Annotated in this window: 14 protein-coding genes; 7 read left to right on the top strand and 7 right to left on the bottom strand. The window is 69.9% G+C overall.

Going from position 1 to position 17,399, the window contains the following annotated elements:
• The first annotated feature begins 347 nt into the window (after positions 1 to 347).
• From ACWDZ4_RS31430 to ACWDZ4_RS31415, 4 genes are read left to right on the top strand one after another with little or no spacing between them, the layout of a single operon-like run.
• A complete protein-coding gene (locus tag ACWDZ4_RS31430; RefSeq protein WP_451511787.1) occupies positions 348 to 3,053 on the top strand; it encodes a nitrate- and nitrite sensing domain-containing protein in 2,706 nt (901 codons plus the stop codon).
• Positions 3,050 to 3,490: a roadblock/LC7 domain-containing protein gene (locus ACWDZ4_RS31425; protein ID WP_451511786.1), complete on the top strand. Its 441-nt coding sequence runs from the start codon at positions 3,050 to 3,052 to the stop codon at positions 3,488 to 3,490. Before ACWDZ4_RS31430 ends, ACWDZ4_RS31425 begins: the two co-directional genes overlap by 4 nt.
• Before the next feature lie 10 nt (positions 3,491 to 3,500).
• Positions 3,501 to 3,899, top strand: coding sequence for a DUF742 domain-containing protein (locus tag ACWDZ4_RS31420; RefSeq protein ID WP_093801939.1), 399 nt, complete (start codon positions 3,501 to 3,503; stop codon positions 3,897 to 3,899).
• Positions 3,880 to 4,485: a GTP-binding protein gene (locus tag ACWDZ4_RS31415; protein ID WP_451511785.1), complete on the top strand. Its 606-nt coding sequence runs from the start codon at positions 3,880 to 3,882 to the stop codon at positions 4,483 to 4,485. Before ACWDZ4_RS31420 ends, ACWDZ4_RS31415 begins: the two co-directional genes overlap by 20 nt.
• Positions 4,486 to 4,614: 129 nt before the next feature.
• On the opposite strand, the gene glpK is transcribed toward ACWDZ4_RS31415, so the two are convergent.
• The 4 genes from glpK to ACWDZ4_RS31395 form a co-directional block, all read right to left on the bottom strand.
• Positions 4,615 to 6,147, bottom strand: a complete 1,533-nt coding sequence (gene glpK / locus ACWDZ4_RS31410; RefSeq protein WP_451511784.1) for a glycerol kinase GlpK — start codon at positions 6,145 to 6,147, stop codon at positions 4,615 to 4,617.
• 40 nt (positions 6,148 to 6,187) lie between these two features.
• Entirely contained in the window at positions 6,188 to 6,913 is a 726-nt protein-coding gene (locus ACWDZ4_RS31405) for an MIP/aquaporin family protein (RefSeq protein ID WP_451511783.1), read from the bottom strand.
• A 338-nt stretch (positions 6,914 to 7,251) separates the two neighbouring features.
• Positions 7,252 to 7,599 carry an Mpo1-like protein gene (locus ACWDZ4_RS31400; RefSeq protein WP_451511782.1) on the bottom strand — a complete coding sequence of 116 codons (348 nt, stop codon included), beginning with the start codon at positions 7,597 to 7,599 and terminating at the stop codon, positions 7,252 to 7,254.
• A 128-nt stretch (positions 7,600 to 7,727) separates the two neighbouring features.
• A complete protein-coding gene (locus ACWDZ4_RS31395; protein ID WP_451511781.1) occupies positions 7,728 to 8,534 on the bottom strand; it encodes a M15 family metallopeptidase in 807 nt (268 codons plus the stop codon).
• Positions 8,535 to 8,595: 61 nt separating this feature from the next.
• Here ACWDZ4_RS31395 and ACWDZ4_RS31390 point away from each other — a divergent pair, with 61 nt between their 5' ends.
• Positions 8,596 to 9,129: an NUDIX domain-containing protein gene (locus tag ACWDZ4_RS31390; protein ID WP_451511780.1), complete on the top strand. Its 534-nt coding sequence runs from the start codon at positions 8,596 to 8,598 to the stop codon at positions 9,127 to 9,129.
• A gap of 20 nt (positions 9,130 to 9,149) precedes the next feature.
• Here ACWDZ4_RS31390 and ACWDZ4_RS31385 read toward each other — a convergent pair whose 3' ends face one another.
• Positions 9,150 to 11,507, bottom strand: a complete 2,358-nt coding sequence (locus tag ACWDZ4_RS31385) for a glycoside hydrolase family 31 protein (RefSeq protein ID WP_451511779.1) — start codon at positions 11,505 to 11,507, stop codon at positions 9,150 to 9,152.
• A gap of 216 nt (positions 11,508 to 11,723) precedes the next feature.
• Here ACWDZ4_RS31385 and ACWDZ4_RS31380 point away from each other — a divergent pair, with 216 nt between their 5' ends.
• A complete protein-coding gene (locus ACWDZ4_RS31380) occupies positions 11,724 to 13,700 on the top strand; it encodes an acetoacetate--CoA ligase (RefSeq protein ID WP_451511778.1) in 1,977 nt (658 codons plus the stop codon).
• A 123-nt stretch (positions 13,701 to 13,823) separates the two neighbouring features.
• Positions 13,824 to 14,723: a hypothetical protein gene (locus tag ACWDZ4_RS31375; protein ID WP_451511777.1), complete on the top strand. Its 900-nt coding sequence runs from the start codon at positions 13,824 to 13,826 to the stop codon at positions 14,721 to 14,723.
• Between the two features lie 63 nt (positions 14,724 to 14,786).
• Here ACWDZ4_RS31375 and ptsP read toward each other — a convergent pair whose 3' ends face one another.
• The gene (gene ptsP / locus ACWDZ4_RS31370; protein ID WP_451511776.1) at positions 14,787 to 16,457 is read right to left on the bottom strand and encodes a phosphoenolpyruvate--protein phosphotransferase; all 1,671 of its coding nucleotides are present in this window, start codon (positions 16,455 to 16,457) and stop codon (positions 14,787 to 14,789) included.
• Positions 16,458 to 16,543: 86 nt separating this feature from the next.
• Entirely contained in the window at positions 16,544 to 16,993 is a 450-nt protein-coding gene (locus tag ACWDZ4_RS31365) for a PTS sugar transporter subunit IIA (RefSeq protein ID WP_451511775.1), read from the bottom strand.
• Between the last annotated feature and the right edge of the window lie 406 nt (positions 16,994 to 17,399).

Raw genomic sequence — 17,399 nt, 5'->3', positions numbered from 1 at the left:
CGCCTTGCGTCCCTTTACGCCGTTACCCCGAACCGAATGTGGCATGTATGGCCTCGCCCGGTCCCCCCTCGTACAGCAGGACGAACGGCACACCTCGAAGATTCCCGCAGAACGTAGAATTCCAGCCATCTGCCCCGGCGGGACGAGAACCGTACGTACGCGTGTCCTTCGCCACAACGGCGCCTGCAAGCTCCCGGAATGGCGTGACAACTCATGGTCAACTCACCTTGGAGCGGCCGAAAATCGCCCGGACATGTCTTCGAGTTGCGTGAGTGACAGTAGTAGGCTCAGGCCGTTTATTGACGGAACACCACCCCTGCCCGGCGGGGGGCGAGCTGGGGGAGGCCATGCGCTTTCGCGGGAAGTCCATCCGCAGGAAGATCGTGGCGTTGCTGCTGGTGCCGCTCGTGTCCCTCACCTCGCTCTGGGGATTCGCCACCGTGATCACCGGTCGCGAGGCCGGCCGAATGCTGGACATGGCCCACACCGTCGAGCAGGTGGGCCGGCCCGTCGAGGACGCGGTCAGGGTGATCCAGCAGGAACGGCGGCAGACGCTGATCTATCTGGCGGACCCCCGGGCCTCCGACGCCCTCGCCGCCCTCCGCCGTGAGCGAGAGACCACCGACGAGTCCGTCGCGAAGATCAGGGCCCAGGCACAGGACCCCCACGTGCGCGACGACATGCGGCCCTCGGCGTCCAAGCGCCTGACCTCCCTCCTCAGAGCCTTCGCTGACATCGAAACGCTGCGCCGCTCCGTCGAGAACAGCACCGTCACCAGACGCGAGGCCCTCGACCGCTACAACCGGCTCGTCGATCCCTGCTACACCTTCCTCACCGCCCTCCACGTCCTCGAAGACGTGGAGCTGGACAAACAGGGCCGTGCCCTGGTCGGCGTCGCCCGCGCGCACGAGATGCTCTCCCGCGAGGACGCCCTCGTCGCATCCGGCTTCGTCGCCCGCCGCTTCGACCCGCCCGAGCTGCGCGAGATCTCGGCCCTGGCCGCGAACCGCGATCTGCTGTACGACGTCAACCTCGAACTCCTCCCCGCGACCGAGCGCGAGGCCTTCGCGGACTACTGGGGCAGCCCGGCCACCGAGGCCCTCCGTACCGCTGAGGAACACCTCATCACCGAGGGTGTCACCAAGAGCCCGCGCGCCGTCACCGCGAAGAGCTGGAACGAGGCCGCGACCGGCGTACTCGACCACTTGGCCCGCGAGGGCAAGGACGCGGGCGACCGTTATCAGGACCGTGTCGACCCGGTCGCTTTCGGTGTCTTCGCCAAAGCGGGCGCCGCCGGCGTGCTCGGCTTCGTCGCCCTGATCGTCTCGCTGGTCCTGTCCGTACGGATCGGCCGCAGTCTCGTCCGCGACCTCTCCCGCCTCCGCAGGGAGGCCCACGAGGTCTCCGGCGTACGGCTGCCCAGCGTCATGCGCAGACTCGCCGCCGGCGAGGAGGTCGACGTGGAGACCGAGGCGCCGCGTCTGGAGTACGACAAGGACGAGATCGGCCAGGTCGGCCAGGCCCTCAACACCCTTCAGCGCGCGGCCGTCGAATCGGCCGTCAAACAGGCCGACCTGCGGCGCGGCGTCTCCGAGGTCTTCGTCAACCTGGCCCGCCGCAACCAGGTTCTGCTCCACCGCCAGCTCACGCTCCTCGACACCATGGAACGCCGCACCGAGGACACCGACGAACTCGCCGACCTCTTCCGCCTCGACCACCTCACCACCCGCATGCGCCGCCACGCGGAGGGCCTGGTCATCCTCTCGGGCGCGGCCCCGTCCCGCCAGTGGCGCAAGCCCGTCCAGCTCATGGACGTCGTACGGGCCGCCGTCGCCGAGGTCGAGGACTACGAGCGCATCGAGGTACGCAGGCTGGCGCGCATCGGTGTCGGTGGCCCGGCGGTCGCCGACCTCACCCACCTGATCGCCGAACTCCTGGAGAACGCCACGGTGTTCTCGCCCCCGCACACCGCGGTGCAGGTGCACGGCGAGCGGGTCGCCAACGGCTTCACCCTCGAAATCCACGACCGTGGCCTCGGTATGACGCCCGACGCCCTCCTCGACGCCAACCTGCGGCTCGCCGAGACTCCCGAGTTCGAGCTGTCGGACACCGACCGGCTCGGCCTCTTCGTGGTCAGCCGGCTCGCCCAGCGCCAGAACGTCCGGGTCTCGCTCCAGCAGTCGCCGTACGGCGGAACCACCGCGGTCGTCTTCGTTCCGGCAGCCCTGCTCACGGACGCACCCGAGACGAACGGCACCGGCTTCCGGCTCGACCGCAAGCACTCGGCCGACGAGGCGGGGACCGGAGCGGCGGCGGGAAACAGCGGACGCCGCAAGTCCCTGACGACGCTCTCGCGTCTGCCTGCCGAGCTCGCCGCTCAGGCGATACTGGACGGCCCTGTCGAACTCGAACCGCCTCTGGGGGCACTGGGCCTCGAGGATGCCTCATTCGGCTCACTCGACAGCGTCGCCGACATCGAGGACACGGAGAGCGAGCGCGGCGGTCTGTTCCGCGCCCGGGAAGGCACCGGGGAACGCTTCCGCGGTCGTTCCGGGGAACGCTTCCGAAGCCGTTCCCGGGAAGCCGCCGGCGAACAGCACCAGCAGGCCTCCGACCACGTTCCCGGGAACGGCGAAAGCGCGCGCCCCGGAGTCCCCGTTCCACTGCCCCGCCGTAAGGCCCCGACCCTCGTCGCCGATCACGGCCGCCGTGTCGGCGGTCGCGACCGCGCCCCCATCACGTCCACCACACCGCCCGCACGGGAACCGTCCACCGAGGACAGGGCTCCGGGCCCCCCGCAGGCCGGACTGCCCCGCCGTGTCCGCCAGGCCAACCTCGCCCCGCAGTTGCGCGAGGCCGCCGCAGACCGCACCGAACCCGCGACCGACGCGCCGGCCACCGAGCAGGAGACCGAGCGCGAAGCGGAGGAGGTGCGCAGCCGTATGGCTTCGCTCCAACGCGGCTGGCAGCGCGGCCGTCGGCAGAACGCCGAGGACGAGCCAGGCCCTGGCGAGACAGCACCAGGAACGACACCAGAGAGGGACGGTCGATGACCGCACCGAACGCCACAGCACACCACACCACGGGCCGGGGCTCGGGGGAGCTCAACTGGCTCCTCGACGAACTCGTCGACCGCGTCGGCAGCATCCGCAAGGCCCTGGTGCTCTCCAGCGACGGGCTCCCCACCGGCGCCTCCAAGGACCTGACGCGCGAGGACGGCGAACACCTCGCCGCCGTCGCCTCCGGCTTCCACAGCCTCGCCAAGGGCGTCGGCCGCCACTTCGACGCGGGCCGTGTCCGGCAGACCGTGGTGGAGCTGGACGACGCCTTCCTCTTCGTCACCGCTGCGGGTGACGGCAGCTGCCTCGCTGTCCTGTCGGACTCCGATTCCGACGTCGGCCAGGTCGCGTACGAGATGACGCTGATGGTCAAGCGGGTCGGCGCCCACCTGACGACCGCGCCCCGCTCCGGTCCGCCCGCCGGAGGGTGAGTGGGCTGACATGAGCGAAGCAGGCCAGCAGGGATCGCCGCACTGGTTCGACGACGACGCGGGCCCGGTGGTGCGCCCGTACGCGATGACGCGTGGCCGTACGAGCAGTGCGAGCCGGCACCGGCTCGATCTGATCGCGCTCGTCGTTCCCGAGCCCGCGGCCGACGATCCCGGGCGCGACCAGACGCTCGCTCCCGAGCACGTCGAGATCGTCGAGCTCTGCAGTGAGACGCCGCAGTCGATCGCCGAGCTCGCCGCGGGCCTCGACCTCCCCGTGGGGGTGGTCAGAGTCCTCGTCGGCGACCTCGTCGAGGACGAGCTGGTACATGTGACCCGACCCGTACCGCCGGCGGAGCTGCCGGACGAGAGTATTCTTCGCGAGGTAATCAATGGTCTTCGGGCGCTCTAGCCGCAAGAAGCGACCGGTCGAACCGGTGACGCTCAAGATCCTCGTCGCGGGTGGTTTCGGGGTGGGCAAGACCACCCTGGTGGGCGCGGTCAGCGAGATCAGGCCACTGCGCACCGAGGAGGCGCTCACCGAAGCGGGCCGCCCGGTCGACGACACCGCCGGCGTCGAGGGCAAGAAGACCACCACTGTGGCCATGGACTTCGGCCGGATCACGCTCCGCGAAGACCTGGTGCTCTACCTCTTCGGTACGCCCGGCCAGGACCGTTTCTGGTTCCTCTGGGACGAGCTGGCGCAGGGGGCGCTCGGCGCGGTCGTGCTCGCCGACACCCGCCGCCTGGAGGACTGTTTCGCCGGCATCGACTACTTCGAGCGTCGGGGCATTCCCTTCGCCGTCGCCGTCAACTGCTTCGACGGCGCCACCCGTTATCCGGCGGAGACGGTGCGTACGGCACTCGACCTCGACGAGGGCGTGCCCCTGCTGCTGTGCGACGCGCGGGACCGGGAGACCGTCAAGGGAGTGCTCATCGCGGTGGTCGAGCACGCGCTGGCCCGCTCCGCCGACCGGCGGCAGGCCGCAACGACCTGAGCCTTCCCGGGAACGGACTCCGAGCGATCCGCGGAGCGCATCGGAGCAGCAGTCCGTAGTGCTACGCGGCCCCGAGCGGCCCGTACCCCGCCGACAGGGGTACGGACCGCGGTCGCGGGGCCGGCGCTGTCAGCCCTGGCCGCCCTCCTCGTCCCAGCCGAAACTCCGCTCCACGGCTTTGCGCCAGTTGCGGTACTCCCGGTCGCGTTCCTGGGCCTCCATGCGCGGCGACCATTCGACGTCGCGCCGCCAGTGCGACTTCAGCTCGTCCAGGTCCGACCAGACACCGGTCGCCAGCCCGGCGGCGTACGCCGCGCCCAGGCACGTCGTCTCGGAGACCTTCGGCCGGATGACAGGAACACCCAGAACATCGGCCTGGTGCTGCATCAGCAGATGGTTCCCGGTCATGCCGCCGTCCACCTTGAGCGTCGTGATCGCCACGCCCGAGTCCTGGTACATCGCGTCGACGACCTCCCTGGTCTGCCAGCTGGTGGCCTCGAGGACCGCCCGCGCCAGATGCGCCTTGGTGACGTACCTGGTGAGGCCGGTGACCACACCGCGTGCGTCGGAGCGCCAGTAGGGCGCGTACAGCCCCGAGAAGGCCGGCACGATGTACGCCCCGCCGTTGTCGTCGACGCTTCCCGCGAGCGCCTCTATCTCGTCCGCGGAACGGATGATCCCCAGTTGGTCCCGGAACCACTGGACCAGCGCCCCGGTGATCGCGATCGATCCCTCCAGGCAGTAGACCGGCGCCTCGTCACCGATCTTGTAGCCCACGGTGGTGAGCAGACCGTTCTTCGAAGGAACCGGCCGGCCACCGGTGTTGAGGAGCAGGAAACTGCCTGTCCCGTACGTGTTCTTCGCTGTTCCCACGTCGTAGCAGGCCTGCCCGAAGACAGCGGCCTGCTGGTCACCGAGCGCGGAGGCGACCGGCACACCCGCGAGCTGCCCGACGGCCGTCCCGTACACCTCGGCCGACGACCTGATCTCCGGCAGCACGGCCTCGGGAACGTTCATCGCGGAGAGGATCGCCCGGTCCCACTGGAGCGTTCGCAGGTTCATCAGCATGGTGCGCCCGGCGTTCGTCACATCCGTGACGTGTACGCCGCCGTCCGTGCCACCGGTGAGGTTCCAGATCAGCCACGAGTCGATGGTCCCGAAGGCGATGTCGCCCCGTTCGGCGCGGGTCCGCAGCCCGGGAACGTTGTCGAGGAGCCAGGCTGCCTTGGGCCCGGAGAAGTAGCTGGCGAGTGGCAGCCCGGTCGCTTCCCTGAAGCGGTCCTGGCCGTCCGTGCCGCCCAGTTCGTGGCAGAGGGCGGCGGTACGCGTGTCCTGCCAGACGATCGCGTTGTGCACCGGCTTGCCCGTTGCCCGGTCCCACAGCACCGTCGTCTCGCGCTGGTTGGTGATACCGAGCGCGCTGAGCTGCCCGGCGCGCAGGCCGGCCTTGGCGAGCGCACCCGCCACCACGGCCTGCACCTTGGACCAGATCTCGGCCGCGTCGTGTTCCACCCACCCCGGCCTGGGGAAGATCTGGCGGTGCTCACGCTGGTCGACGGCGACGATCGCGCCCCTGTGATCGAAGATCATGCAGCGGCTGGAGGTGGTGCCCTGGTCGATTGCGGCGACGTACTTCTCGGTGTGCCCGGTCTGCTCCGTCATGGCGTCCCCTTGTCCGAACTCGGCTGAAAGCTCTCAGTGCTCAGAAGGCTGCGTTGTAGACGAGGCCCGACAACGCCCCGCCGATCAGCGGCCCCGCCACCGGCACCCAGGCGTACCCCCAGTCGGACGTGCCCTTGTTCGGGATCGGCAGCGCGGTGTGGACGATGCGCGGCCCGAGGTCGCGGGCCGGATTGATGGCGTACCCCGTGGGGCCGCCGAGCGAGAGGCCGATGCCGACGACCAGGAGCGCCACGATCAGTACCTGGGTGCCGGACTCCCCGAGCCCCTTGGTCATCCCGAACGCCAGGACGGGCAGCACCAGGCCGACCGTCGCGATGATCTCGGTGAGGAGGTTGGCGACAGGGCTGCGCACCTCCGGAATGGTGGAGAAGATGCCCAGCGTCGGCAGTGCGGTCGCTTCGTCCTTGTTGGCGGCGAACTGGGCGTAGTAGGCCAGATAGGCGAGTACGGCCCCGAGCATCGCACCGGCCATCTGCCCGAGCACGTAGACCCAGACCTTCCCCCACTCGCCGGTGTCGACGGCGATGCCCATGGTCACAGCGGGGTTGAGGTGCCCGCCGGACAACGGGGCGGCGGTGTACGCCCCGGCCAGCACGGCCATGCCCCACCCGAAGGAGATGACGATCCACCCCGAGGCCTTCGCCTTGGAGTGGTGGAGGGTGACTGCGGCGCACACACCGGCGCCGAAGAGGATCAGGATGGCGGTGCCGATGACCTCACCGACAAAGATGTCCCCGTTGCTCATGGCGGCTCCTAGGCCCTCGCCCGGGGCCGGGCCCCGGTCCTGAAGTGCAGGGTGCGTTTCCCATGGCCGGCGGCCGGAGGCAGGGGTTGCCCTGCCCTGTCCGGCGTCCGTGACGAGCATGCCGAGCCGGTGGAATCGCCCGTGGGGGAGGCCCCTGAACCGCATCAGGGAGGACCCCGGGAACAGACTCGTTCTCCACGTTCCCGGGAACCGTCGTACGGCGACGCCGACTGACAACGGGAAGTGTTCACCGGTGGTGATGGAGCGTCAAGGTCATGGACAGCAACGGCTCCCGGGAACGTTGCGCCCGGAACCGGCCGACAGGGCGGACCCCGGCATCAGCGGTTCTCCGCGAGCCACTTGGCGGCGGTCTCCGCGAGTTCCCGGTCGCGCCCCGCCAGCATCGTCCGGATCATCTGTACGTCGCCCCGCAGCGACCAGACAGGGTGCCCGAAGGTGGCCGGATTGTTCTTCTCGATCAGGAAGTGCGCGGGCCACGCGGCGCCGTACCCGATGAGCGGCAGCGCAGCGGCATACCGCTTCCGGCCGCGCGCCAGGCCGTACGCGCTGACCGCGAGGCCGGTGAGGGTGCCGGTGAGATGGACCCACCGGGTCGCGGTCCTGGAGTGCATCGCGACGTAGTAGGGCCAGAATTCCTCGTACGAATCAAAAGTCCGCTGTTCCATGGGCGCACGGTAACGGCCCGACGGAGAACCGGATACGGCTGTACCGCGTCCGAAAGGAGAGAACAGGGCGGACGGCCGGGACCCACGGGGGTGGCTCCGGTCGCCCGGCCCTGTCGGGAGGCCACGCGTCAGTGCCCGGCGACCGACCGCCGGGTGACCGGGAAGTCGAAGTAGGTGTCCGGGAACGGCTCCGGCTTGTAGGTGAAGTGCCACCACTCCTCGGTGAGATTCACGAAACCGAGCTCACCGAGCAGCCCCTTCAGCAACTGCCGATTGGCACGCTGTACACCCTGGATACGAGGATCCTCGGTGTGGGACAGCGTGTCGAAGCAGTCAAAACCAGTCCCCATGTCGACCGAGTTGTCCGGGAACCGCTCATTCTTGGGCGCGTAGCAGGGGACGAGCTCTTCACCGGGGACGTACGGCCTGGTGGCCTTCGCGGGAAGCTTCACGATCGTCAGGTCGACGGTGCTGCCCCGGCTGTGCCCGGACTTCTCCGCGATGTAGCCGTCCGCGAACAGCCGTGACTTGTCGACGTGGGGATAGAACTCCCCCTTCATCGTCTCGTCCTCAAGATCCTTCGCCCACCGCACGAAGTGGTCGACGGCCCGCTGCGGCCGGTAGCAGTCGTACACCTTGAGCGAGTAGCCGCGGCCCAGCAGCTCCGTCTGCGCCTCGTGCAGGGCTTTCGCGGCAGGTCTGGTGAGGATGCAGACCGGCTGGCGGTAGCCGTCCACCGGCACGCCCACGAAATTGTGCGCGGTGGTGTAGCGCATCTCCTGAATGATCGTCGGGTCCACGGACCGCAGGGACACGAACTCCCCGGGCGCCTTCGGTTCGGGTTCGGCCTGCGCCGTGGAGGGGGCGGCTGCGACGGCGAGCAGGGCGACGGCAGCGGTGGCCAGGGTGCGCGGCGCGGGAGCAAGTCGTGTCATGGACCCTCCATCTATCAGGTCGACGGCCCCGGAGGGAAGGGTGATCCGATACAGTCCGCGCGTGTCCTTACCCGCGAAGAAGCCCGTGAGGAACTCCCACTGCTCCAGCTGCGGAGCGCCGTACCGGCCGGCCGGCGACTGGCCCCGCACCTGCGCCGTCTGCGGCGACACGGCCTACCGCAACCCTCTGCCCGTCGCCGTCGCCCTGCTGCCCGTACGCGACCCACAGGGCTGCGGACTCGTCGTCATCACCCGTGCCATCGAGCCACGGCGCGGCGGGACCGCACTGCCCGGCGGCTTCGTCGACCACGCAGAGCACTGGCAGCAGGCCGTCGTACGCGAACTGGGCGAGGAGACGGGCATCGAAGCCCCGGCGGAGCAGGTAAGTCTCGCCGACGCGCTGAGCTCCCCGGACGGCCACCTTCTCCTCTTCGGACTGCTCCCCGAACGCGACGCCGCCGGCCTGCCGCCGTCCGCACCCACTGACGAAACGACCGGCTGGCACCTCCTGCGCCAGCCCGCCGAGCTGGCCTTCCCCCTGCACACCGAAGCAGTGCACCGATGGTTCGCGGGAAGCTACAGCCACGCGAAATGAACGTCCCCGGGTACGTCGTCTCAACAGCCCCGCACCCGCACCGCAAGCCCCACCTCTCCGCCGCCTTCGCGCTCCACCAGCACGCGGCCACTGACCACCCGCGTCGTGAACCGCTCGACCTCTGCCCGCTCCCAGCCATCACCCGAGTCCCTCACGAGCAGCCCTCCTCCGGTACGCCCGGCAGCCGGTGCCCACACATCGAGTGCCGGCCGGCCGTCGTCACCCCGCACGGGAATCACGGCGCCGGCCCGCGCCAGCACAGGGACACGCGACAGGGGCGCCTCAAGCAGCACCTGGCCCTGCCCTTCGTACGCCTCACCGGTAGCCGTGTCGTACCACCGTCCGCGCGGCAGCCGCACCGCTCTGCGGTCCGCACCGTGCTCCAGCACGGGAGCTACCAGCAGACAGTCCCCGAGAAGAAAAGCGTCCTCACAGTCCCGCAGGGCCCGGTCCTCGGGCGTACCCCACCACACGGGACGCACATAAGGCGCACCGGTGAGGCGGGCCAGATGGGACAGCGTCACGAAATACGGCAGCAGCCGCTCCCTTTCGGCGAACACGGCCTTTGCGTGCTCGAGGACCTGCGGACCGAACTCCCAGGGCTCCCCGCTGCCCGCGGTGGCCGTCGCATGCGTACGGAACAGCGGAAGGTGGGCGCTCAGCTGCAACCAGCGCAGATACAGCTCGGGAGAGGGGACGCCGTCGAACCCGCCGACATCGGAACCCGAGTACGGCACCCCGCACAACCCGAGACCGAGCACGAGGGAGAGCGAGGCACGCAGTCCGGACCACCCCGTCGCCGTACCCCCGGAACAGATGCCGCCGTACCTCTGTATGCCGGTCCACCCGGAGCGGGAGAAGAGAAACGGCCGTTCCCCGGAACGCACCTTCCGCAGCCCTTCGTAACCGGCGCGCGCCATCCCCAGACCATAGACATTGCGCGCCTCCCGGTGATCGCCGTCGCGGCCCTCCAGGCTGTGCCGTGCGGAGCGCGGCAACGACGGATCACCGAAGGGAGAGAAGACCACCGGTTCGTTCGTCTCGTGCCCCACCCCACTGAAGCCCTGGGCAGACAACTCTTCGTACAGTGACGCCCACCAGGCACGCACGCGCGGATCGGTGAAATCCGGGTAGACACGCTTCCCGGACCTGCCCGGCCCGCGCACCTCGTTTCCCCGCGCGTCCCGCACGAACGCCCCCATGGCCTTTCCGCTGTCGTACAGCGCGGAGCCGGGCTCAGCCCTGACGGCGGGACCGACCGTCGAAACCAGCCGCACCCCCGACGCCCTGAGATCCGCGGCAAGCCGGGGAAGACCAGGAGAACGCTCACGGTCGGCGGTGGAGGCCTGACGCCGGCCGCGGTGGTCCATGTCCAGCCCCGCCCCCGGCCCCAGATGCAGTACGGACAGGGGAAGCCCCCGCTCCTGGTAACCGGCGACGACCCGCCGGACCTCCCCTTCACCGCCCGGACCCCACCGTGCGTGCTGCGGACCGAGCGCCCACGACGGAGGAAGCGCGGGCGAACCCGTGAGCGCGGTCCAGCCCTGCAGCACGCGCGCCGGAGTACCGGCCACGACCCAGCAGCGCAGCGGCCCGCCGTCCATGCGCAGCTCACTCGTCCCCGGCCGGTCATGGCCCGACCCCGCCCCCTCCTCGCCCTCCCGCAGTGTCACCCGGCCCTCCCAGCTGTTGTCGTGGAAGACGAGATGCGTCCCCGCGTCGGAGACGACCAACTGCACCGGCATGGTGACGGAGAGCGGTTCGTCGCCCGGGGTGCGCCTCTCGCCCGGACCGGTGTTCCACAGGCGGTACGTGCCGCCCCGCAGCCGGAGCCCCGAAGACCGCCCGCCAAGACCGAAGAACCGCGCGTCCGCCGGCACCTCGCTGCGCTGCAACCAGCGCGCGGGCCCGGCGGCGTCCGGCTCCCACCAGCGCGGCGGCAGCTCCCGGCGGAGCACCACGCCCCCCGGCGTACGGACCTCCACGGCACCGTGCCGCGAAACGGCGACCGTGAGCCGCTCCGACACCACCTGCCAGCCGCCGTCCTTGTCGGGCTCCAGCTCCGCCCTGAGGTCCGGCTCCGGGCACGCGCCCGCGAGCGCGTACGAGGGCTCCGGATCCGCGCCGTCCCAGCCCCAGAACACCGCCCCGCCCACCGCGACCATCACCCGCAGCTCCGAGCGGGCGAAACGGACCACCCCGCCGCCCCGCTGCGGCTCCGCACCGGTCACCGCGCCGGGCACCCGGGCGCGCTCAGCTCCCCGCGGCTCCAGTCCCCAGGCGTCCGTACGACGCCGCCGCCACGCGGAGCGCGCGACGCGCAGTCCCTGCACCGTGCCGACCAGTTTCACCGAGCGCACCAGGTCACGACCGTCCATGCGGCTCACCCTGCCATCCGGACGCACGCGCACGGGGGCCGTTCAACTGCCGTTCACCCGTGGTGCGCGCACATGACCGGACGCCCGGCTGTGGGAGGCCCGCTCTGGTGCGCACGACGATCACGTGGCATCGTCCCTTTCAGCCGCCTCGTGCGCACACCCTTCGCACGTGCGCGCGACACACGCACACCACGCGTACAGCCCGGGAGCCGCCCCATGTCCTCAGCAGCGAACACCGCGCCCCTCTGGCAGCCGGACGCGGACCGCATCGCCGCCGCAGCTGTCACCCGCTTCCAGAGCTGGGCGGCCGAACGGTACGGAGCACCCGCCGACGGCGGATACGCGGCGCTGCACCGCTGGTCCGTCGACGAACTCGGCACCTTCTGGAAGGCCGTCGCCGACTGGTTCGACGTGCGCTTCTCCACGCCGTACGAAACGGTCCTCGCCGACCGCTCCATGCCGGGCGCCCAGTGGTTCCCGGGAGCCACCCTCAACTACGCGGAACACGCCCTCCGTACGGCCGAGGACCCCTCCCGCGCGGACGACCCCGCCCTCCTCCACGTCGACGAGACCCACGAACCCACTCCGGTGAGCTGGTCCGAGCTGCGCCGCCAGGTGGGCTCCCTCGCCGCCGAACTGCGCGCCCTGGGCGTACGCCCCGGAGACCGCGTCAGCGGATACCTCCCCAACATCCCCCAGGCCACCGTCGCCCTGCTCGCCACCGCCGCCGTCGGCGGAGTCTGGACCTCCTGCGCCCCCGACTTCGGCGCCCGCAGCGTCCTCGACCGCTTCCAGCAGGTCGAGCCCGTCGTCCTGTTCACCGTCGACGGCTACCGTTACGGCGGCAAGGAGCACGACCGTACGGACACCGTCGCCGAACTCCGCCGCGAGCTCCCCACCCTGCGCGCCGTGATCCACATCCCCCTCCTCGGCACCGAGGCCCCCGAAGGCGCCACGGACTGGTCCGCGCTCACTTCCTCGGACACGGAACCGGTCTTCGAACAGGTCCCCTTCGAGCACCCCCTGTGGGTCCTGTACTCCTCGGGAACCACGGGCCTGCCCAAGGCCATCGTGCAGTCCCAGGGCGGCATCCTCCTGGAGCACTTCAAGCAGATCGGCCTGCACTGCGACCTCGGTCCCGAGGACCGCTTCTTCTGGTACACCTCCACCGGCTGGATGATGTGGAACTTCCTCGTCTCCGGCCTCCTCACGGGCACCACGGTCGTCCTGTACGACGGCAGCCCCGGCCATCCCGGGACCGACGCCCAGTGGCGCATCGCCGAACGCACCGGAGCCACCCTCTTCGGAACCTCGGCGGCGTACGTCATGGCCTGCGCCAAGGCAGAGGTCCACCCCGCACGCGACTACGACCTCTCCCGCATCAAGTGCGTGGCCACCACCGGATCCCCGCTCCCGCCCGACGGCTTCCGCTGGCTCCACGACGAAGTCGCGTCCGACCTCTGGATCGCATCGGTCAGCGGCGGAACGGACGTCTGCAGCTGCTTCGCCGGCGCGGTCCCCACCCTCCCCGTCCACATCGGAGAGCTCCAGGCCGCCTGCCTCGGCACCGACCTCCAGGCATGGGACCCCCAGGGCAAGCCGCTCATCAGCGAGGTCGGCGAACTGGTCGTCACCAACCCCATGCCGTCCATGCCGATCCACTTCTGGAACGACCCCGACGGCAGCCGCTACCACGACAGTTACTTCGACACCTACCCCGGCGTGTGGCGGCACGGCGACTGGATCACCATCACCGACCACGGCTCGGTGATCATCCACGGCCGCTCCGACTCCACCCTCAACCGCCAGGGCGTCCGCATGGGCTCGGCCGACATCTACGAGGTGGTCGAGCGCCTTCCCGAGATCAGGGAGTCCCTCGTCATCGGCCTCGAAGAGCCCGACGGCGGCTACTGGATGCCACTCTTCGTCCACCTCGTCGAGGGCGCGACCCTCGACGAAGCCCTGCGCACCCGCATCAAGCAGGCCATCCGCACCGAGCTCTCCCCGCGCCACGTCCCCGACGAGATCATCGAGGTTCCCGGCGTTCCGCACACCCTGACCGGCAAGCGCATCGAGGTGCCCGTCAAGCGCCTCCTCCAGGGGACGGCCCTCGCCAAGGCCGTCAATCCGGGCTCGGTCGACAACCTCGACCTCCTCCGTTTCTACGAAACCCTCGCCCGCACCCGTCGCTGAAGACCCCGCCCCAGGCCTCGCCCGCCCCGCCCCGGACCGCCGGCGACCACCTCACGGAGCGTGCGTTGTCAGTGCCGCCGGTTACGGTGAGTGAGCAATGATCGACTGCGCTCAGGGGGAATCATGGCGCACACCAAGTCCACGAAGCACTACAAGAGCAAGGCCATGCGGCGCACACTCCGCCGCGAAGCACCCAGCACGGTAGGTCTGTTGGCCGAAGAGCAGGACTTCGCGACCATGACGGGCTACGAGACCTTCGTCTTCGACGACCACACGGCCTACCTCCAGGAGGTCGAAGGCCTGCTGCGCGCCCTCGCGGCGCAAGGAGTGCACACCACCGTCGCGCTCTTCGACCCCGAAGACTTCCTGGAGTTCTGCCGGGAGGCCGGAATCGATCCCGACACGGCGGAGAGCCGCACCCGCTTCACCGCGGAAGTCGCGGTCTGCGGCGCCTCCCTCCCGTACACCGGCCAGCCCATCGACAGCCTCGTGCCCCTGCTCATCAACGAAGCCGTCCGGCAGACCACGTGGGAGTACGCGACCCTGCTCCTGGCTCGACTGGGCAACTGCGCCGAGTGCGGCGAGGACATCGGGCGCGAGGCCCTCGGCCGGGCCGCGCGCCTCGTCACACGGCTGCTCGAACAGGCGGGCCCCGGCAGCCATCACCTCGTCTGCAGTGTCCCGGCCGAAGAGGAACAACTCCTCGCCGTACTCCACGCGGAGCGCACCGCGAACGAGCCGGCCCACCTGACCGAGGCCGGAGGCGCGGAGTTCGTGACGGTCCTGGCAGCGGGCATCGCCGTGGAAAGCACCGGGGGAGTGGTACTGAGGACCACCGAGCCCGGAGTACCCGACCGGCTTCACGGCTGGCGACTCCACCAGGGCCGACTGGTCGCACTCACAGCAGGGGAAGTCTTCAGCGCCTACTGCACGGACGCGGACACCGGCGATCCCGTATCCCCCGAGCCCGGCGTCGAGTACTGCCCGGGCTTCGACATCGAAGAGCCCGACACCCACCACTGATCCGCCCGAGGGCTCCCGGCCATGTCGGCCGGGAGCCCTCGGCTCCCCACAGAAACCGTCCGGTTACTCGCCGGACAGCACCGCCTGCGCGGCCGCCCGCGCTTCGTCGGCGGTGTCCGTGGCACGCGCAGCAGCGGCAGCACGTTCGCACTGGGCGAGTGTGTGCTTCGCCAGTGTCGCGCGGACATAGGGAATGGCCTTCGCACCCATCGACAGGGAGGTCACACCCAGACCGGTCAGCACACAGGCGAGCAGCGGATCGGCCGCAGCCTCACCACACACGCCACAGCTCTTGCCCTCGGCCTTCGCGGCATCGGCCGAGGCCGCCACCAGGTCGAGCAGCGCCGGCTGCCACGGGTCCTGGAGCCGCGACACCGCACCGACCTGCCGGTCGGCGGCGAAGGTGTACTGGGCCAGGTCGTTCGTCCCCAGTGAAAGGAATTCGACTTCCTGAAGAATCGAGCGCGCCCGCAGCGCGGCGGACGGAATCTCGACCATCGCGCCGAACTTCGCCCGCAGCCCGGCCGCACGGCACGCGTCCGCGAACGCCTTGGCGTCCGTACGGTCCGCGACCATCGGTGCCATGACCTCCAGGTACACCGGCAGGCCCTCGACGGCCTTCGCCAGTGCGGTCAGCTGCGTACGCAGCACGTCCGGGTGGTCGAGCAGAGACCGCAGGCCCCGCACACCGAGCGCCGGGTTCGGCTCTTCCGCCGGGGTCAGGAAGTCGAGCGGCTTGTCCGCGCCCGCATCCAGCACCCGCACGACCACGCGGCCCTCGGGGAACGCCTCGAGAACCTTGCGGTACGCCTCGACCTGCTTCTCCTCCGACGGCGCCTGCTTGCTGTCGTCGAGGAAGAGGAACTCCGTACGGAACAGGCCCACGCCCTCAGCCCCGGCCTCGACCGCGGCCGGCACATCGGCGGGACCACCGATGTTGGCGAGCAGCGGCACCTTGTGTCCGTCGGACGTCGCACCAGGCCCCGTCGAAGCCGACAAGGCCGCCCTGCGAGCGGCGGCAGCCGCCTCGAGCTCGGCACGCTTCTCCGCACTCGGATCGACGAAGATCTCGCCGGTACTGCCGTCCACCGCGACGACCGTGCCCTCGGCCAGCTCACCGGCGCCCGGCAGAGCCACCACGGCCGGCACACCCAGCGCACGCGCCAGGATCGCGCTGTGACTGGTCGGCCCGCCCTCTTCCGTCACGAAGCCCAGCACCAGCGTGGGGTCCAGCAGCGCCGTGTCGGCGGGGGCGAGATCCCGCGCGATCAGTACATACGGCTCGTCGCTGTCCGGCACACCCGGCATCGGAACGCCCAGCAGCCGGGCGACAATACGATTCCGCACATCGTCCAGGTCCGCGACCCGGCCGGCCAGGTACTCACCGGCATTCGCCAGCAGAGCCCGGTAGGCGGCAAAGGCGTCGTACACGCCACGCTCGGCCGTACTGCCGACGGCGATGCGCCGGTCCACATCAGCCATGAGCTCAGGATCCTGCGCCATCATGGCCTGCGCCTCGAGCACGTGCTGTGCCTCGCCGCCGGCCAGGTTGCCGCGCGCAATCAGGTCGGCAGCCACAGCTTCCACGGCCTGACGGGCACGCCCCTGTTCGCGCTCCGCCTCCTCCGCGGGAATCTGCTTGGCCGGCGGCTCCAGAACCGCCGTACCCATGTGCCGAACCTCGCCGATCGCCACACCGTGGCTCACGCCGACGCCTCGCAGCGTTGTCTCCATTTCACCGTCTCCGATAGTTGCGGCGGCACCCTGTCCAGTCCACCGCGATGGATGTCGTACCCGCGGCCGTTATTACGGCGCCGGCGTCACTGCCAGCTGAAAAGCGCGTCGCCGGGCTTCACATCGCCGTCCTCGACCAGGTCGACAAGGGAGTCGGCCGTGGCCTCGAGCGCCACGACAGGGCACACCGGCGACTTGCCGGCCTCTTCGACGGCTGCCGGGTTCCACCGCACGACCGCCTGGCCGCGCGTCACGGTGTCCCCCTTGTTGACGAGCAGCTCGAAGCCTTCGCCATTGAGCTGCACGGTGTCGATGCCCAGGTGCGTCAGAACTCCGTGCCCGTCGGCGTCGACGACTACGAAGGCGTGCGGGTGCAGGGAGACAATGACACCGTCAACGGGGGCCACGGCCTCCGACGGCTCACGTACGGGGTCGATAGCGGTGCCAGGACCGACCATCGCACCGGAGAACACCGGGTCGGGGACTGCGGCGAGTCCGATGGCGTGTCCAGCAAGTGGCGACGTCACGCTGGTCATGGGGGCCTCCCAGGGGGTGGAGAGATTCGTGTGCCGCCGTCACTACCTGTCCAGGACGGCGTACTGTTCAGAAGGGTAAGTCACGAGAAGTCCCGGTTCCGCATGAGAGCTACCGCTTGGCGGACCTAGGGGGTGCACCGGAACGATTTGCCTCGTCTGCCGGAGCGATGTACTGTCGTAGTCCTGCCTGACACCAGCGCCCACCTCCTAGTGGGTCGCAGGTCGGTAGCTTCTATCAAGTCCAGACCCTATCTCGGATCTAAGTTCCGCATGTTCGCAGAACGATGGTCAGAGAAAAGGAAAAGCGCTGATAGAGTCGGAGTCGCCGGAAAGGGAAACGCGGAAGCGGAGAACCGGAAGGCGCCGGCGAAGTCGGGCGGTAAAGCGTCTGGTAGAGTCGGGAACA

The sequence above is a fragment of the Streptomyces sp. NPDC003016 genome, from assembly GCF_053591455.1.
Note: the sequence above shows the minus strand (reverse complement) of the source record. Positions and strands in the feature narration are given on the sequence as shown.

Bases quoted from the DNA above. Each gene is read 5' to 3' on its own strand.
- ACWDZ4_RS31430 (WP_451511787.1), top strand. From the start codon at position 348: ATGCGCTTTCGCGGGAAGTCCATCCGCAGGAAGATCGTGGCGTTGCTG.
- ACWDZ4_RS31425 (WP_451511786.1), top strand. From the start codon at position 3,050: ATGACCGCACCGAACGCCACAGCACACCACACCACGGGCCGGGGCTCG.
- ACWDZ4_RS31420 (WP_093801939.1), top strand. From the start codon at position 3,501: ATGAGCGAAGCAGGCCAGCAGGGATCGCCGCACTGGTTCGACGACGAC.
- ACWDZ4_RS31415 (WP_451511785.1), top strand. From the start codon at position 3,880: ATGGTCTTCGGGCGCTCTAGCCGCAAGAAGCGACCGGTCGAACCGGTG.
- glpK (WP_451511784.1), bottom strand. From the start codon at position 6,147: ATGACGGAGCAGACCGGGCACACCGAGAAGTACGTCGCCGCAATCGAC.
- ACWDZ4_RS31405 (WP_451511783.1), bottom strand. From the start codon at position 6,913: ATGAGCAACGGGGACATCTTTGTCGGTGAGGTCATCGGCACCGCCATC.
- ACWDZ4_RS31400 (WP_451511782.1), bottom strand. From the start codon at position 7,599: ATGGAACAGCGGACTTTTGATTCGTACGAGGAATTCTGGCCCTACTAC.
- ACWDZ4_RS31395 (WP_451511781.1), bottom strand. From the start codon at position 8,534: ATGACACGACTTGCTCCCGCGCCGCGCACCCTGGCCACCGCTGCCGTC.
- ACWDZ4_RS31385 (WP_451511779.1), bottom strand. From the start codon at position 11,507: ATGGACGGTCGTGACCTGGTGCGCTCGGTGAAACTGGTCGGCACGGTG.
- ACWDZ4_RS31380 (WP_451511778.1), top strand. From the start codon at position 11,724: ATGTCCTCAGCAGCGAACACCGCGCCCCTCTGGCAGCCGGACGCGGAC.
- ACWDZ4_RS31375 (WP_451511777.1), top strand. From the start codon at position 13,824: ATGGCGCACACCAAGTCCACGAAGCACTACAAGAGCAAGGCCATGCGG.
- ptsP (WP_451511776.1), bottom strand. From the start codon at position 16,457: ATGGAGACAACGCTGCGAGGCGTCGGCGTGAGCCACGGTGTGGCGATC.
- ACWDZ4_RS31365 (WP_451511775.1), bottom strand. From the start codon at position 16,993: ATGACCAGCGTGACGTCGCCACTTGCTGGACACGCCATCGGACTCGCC.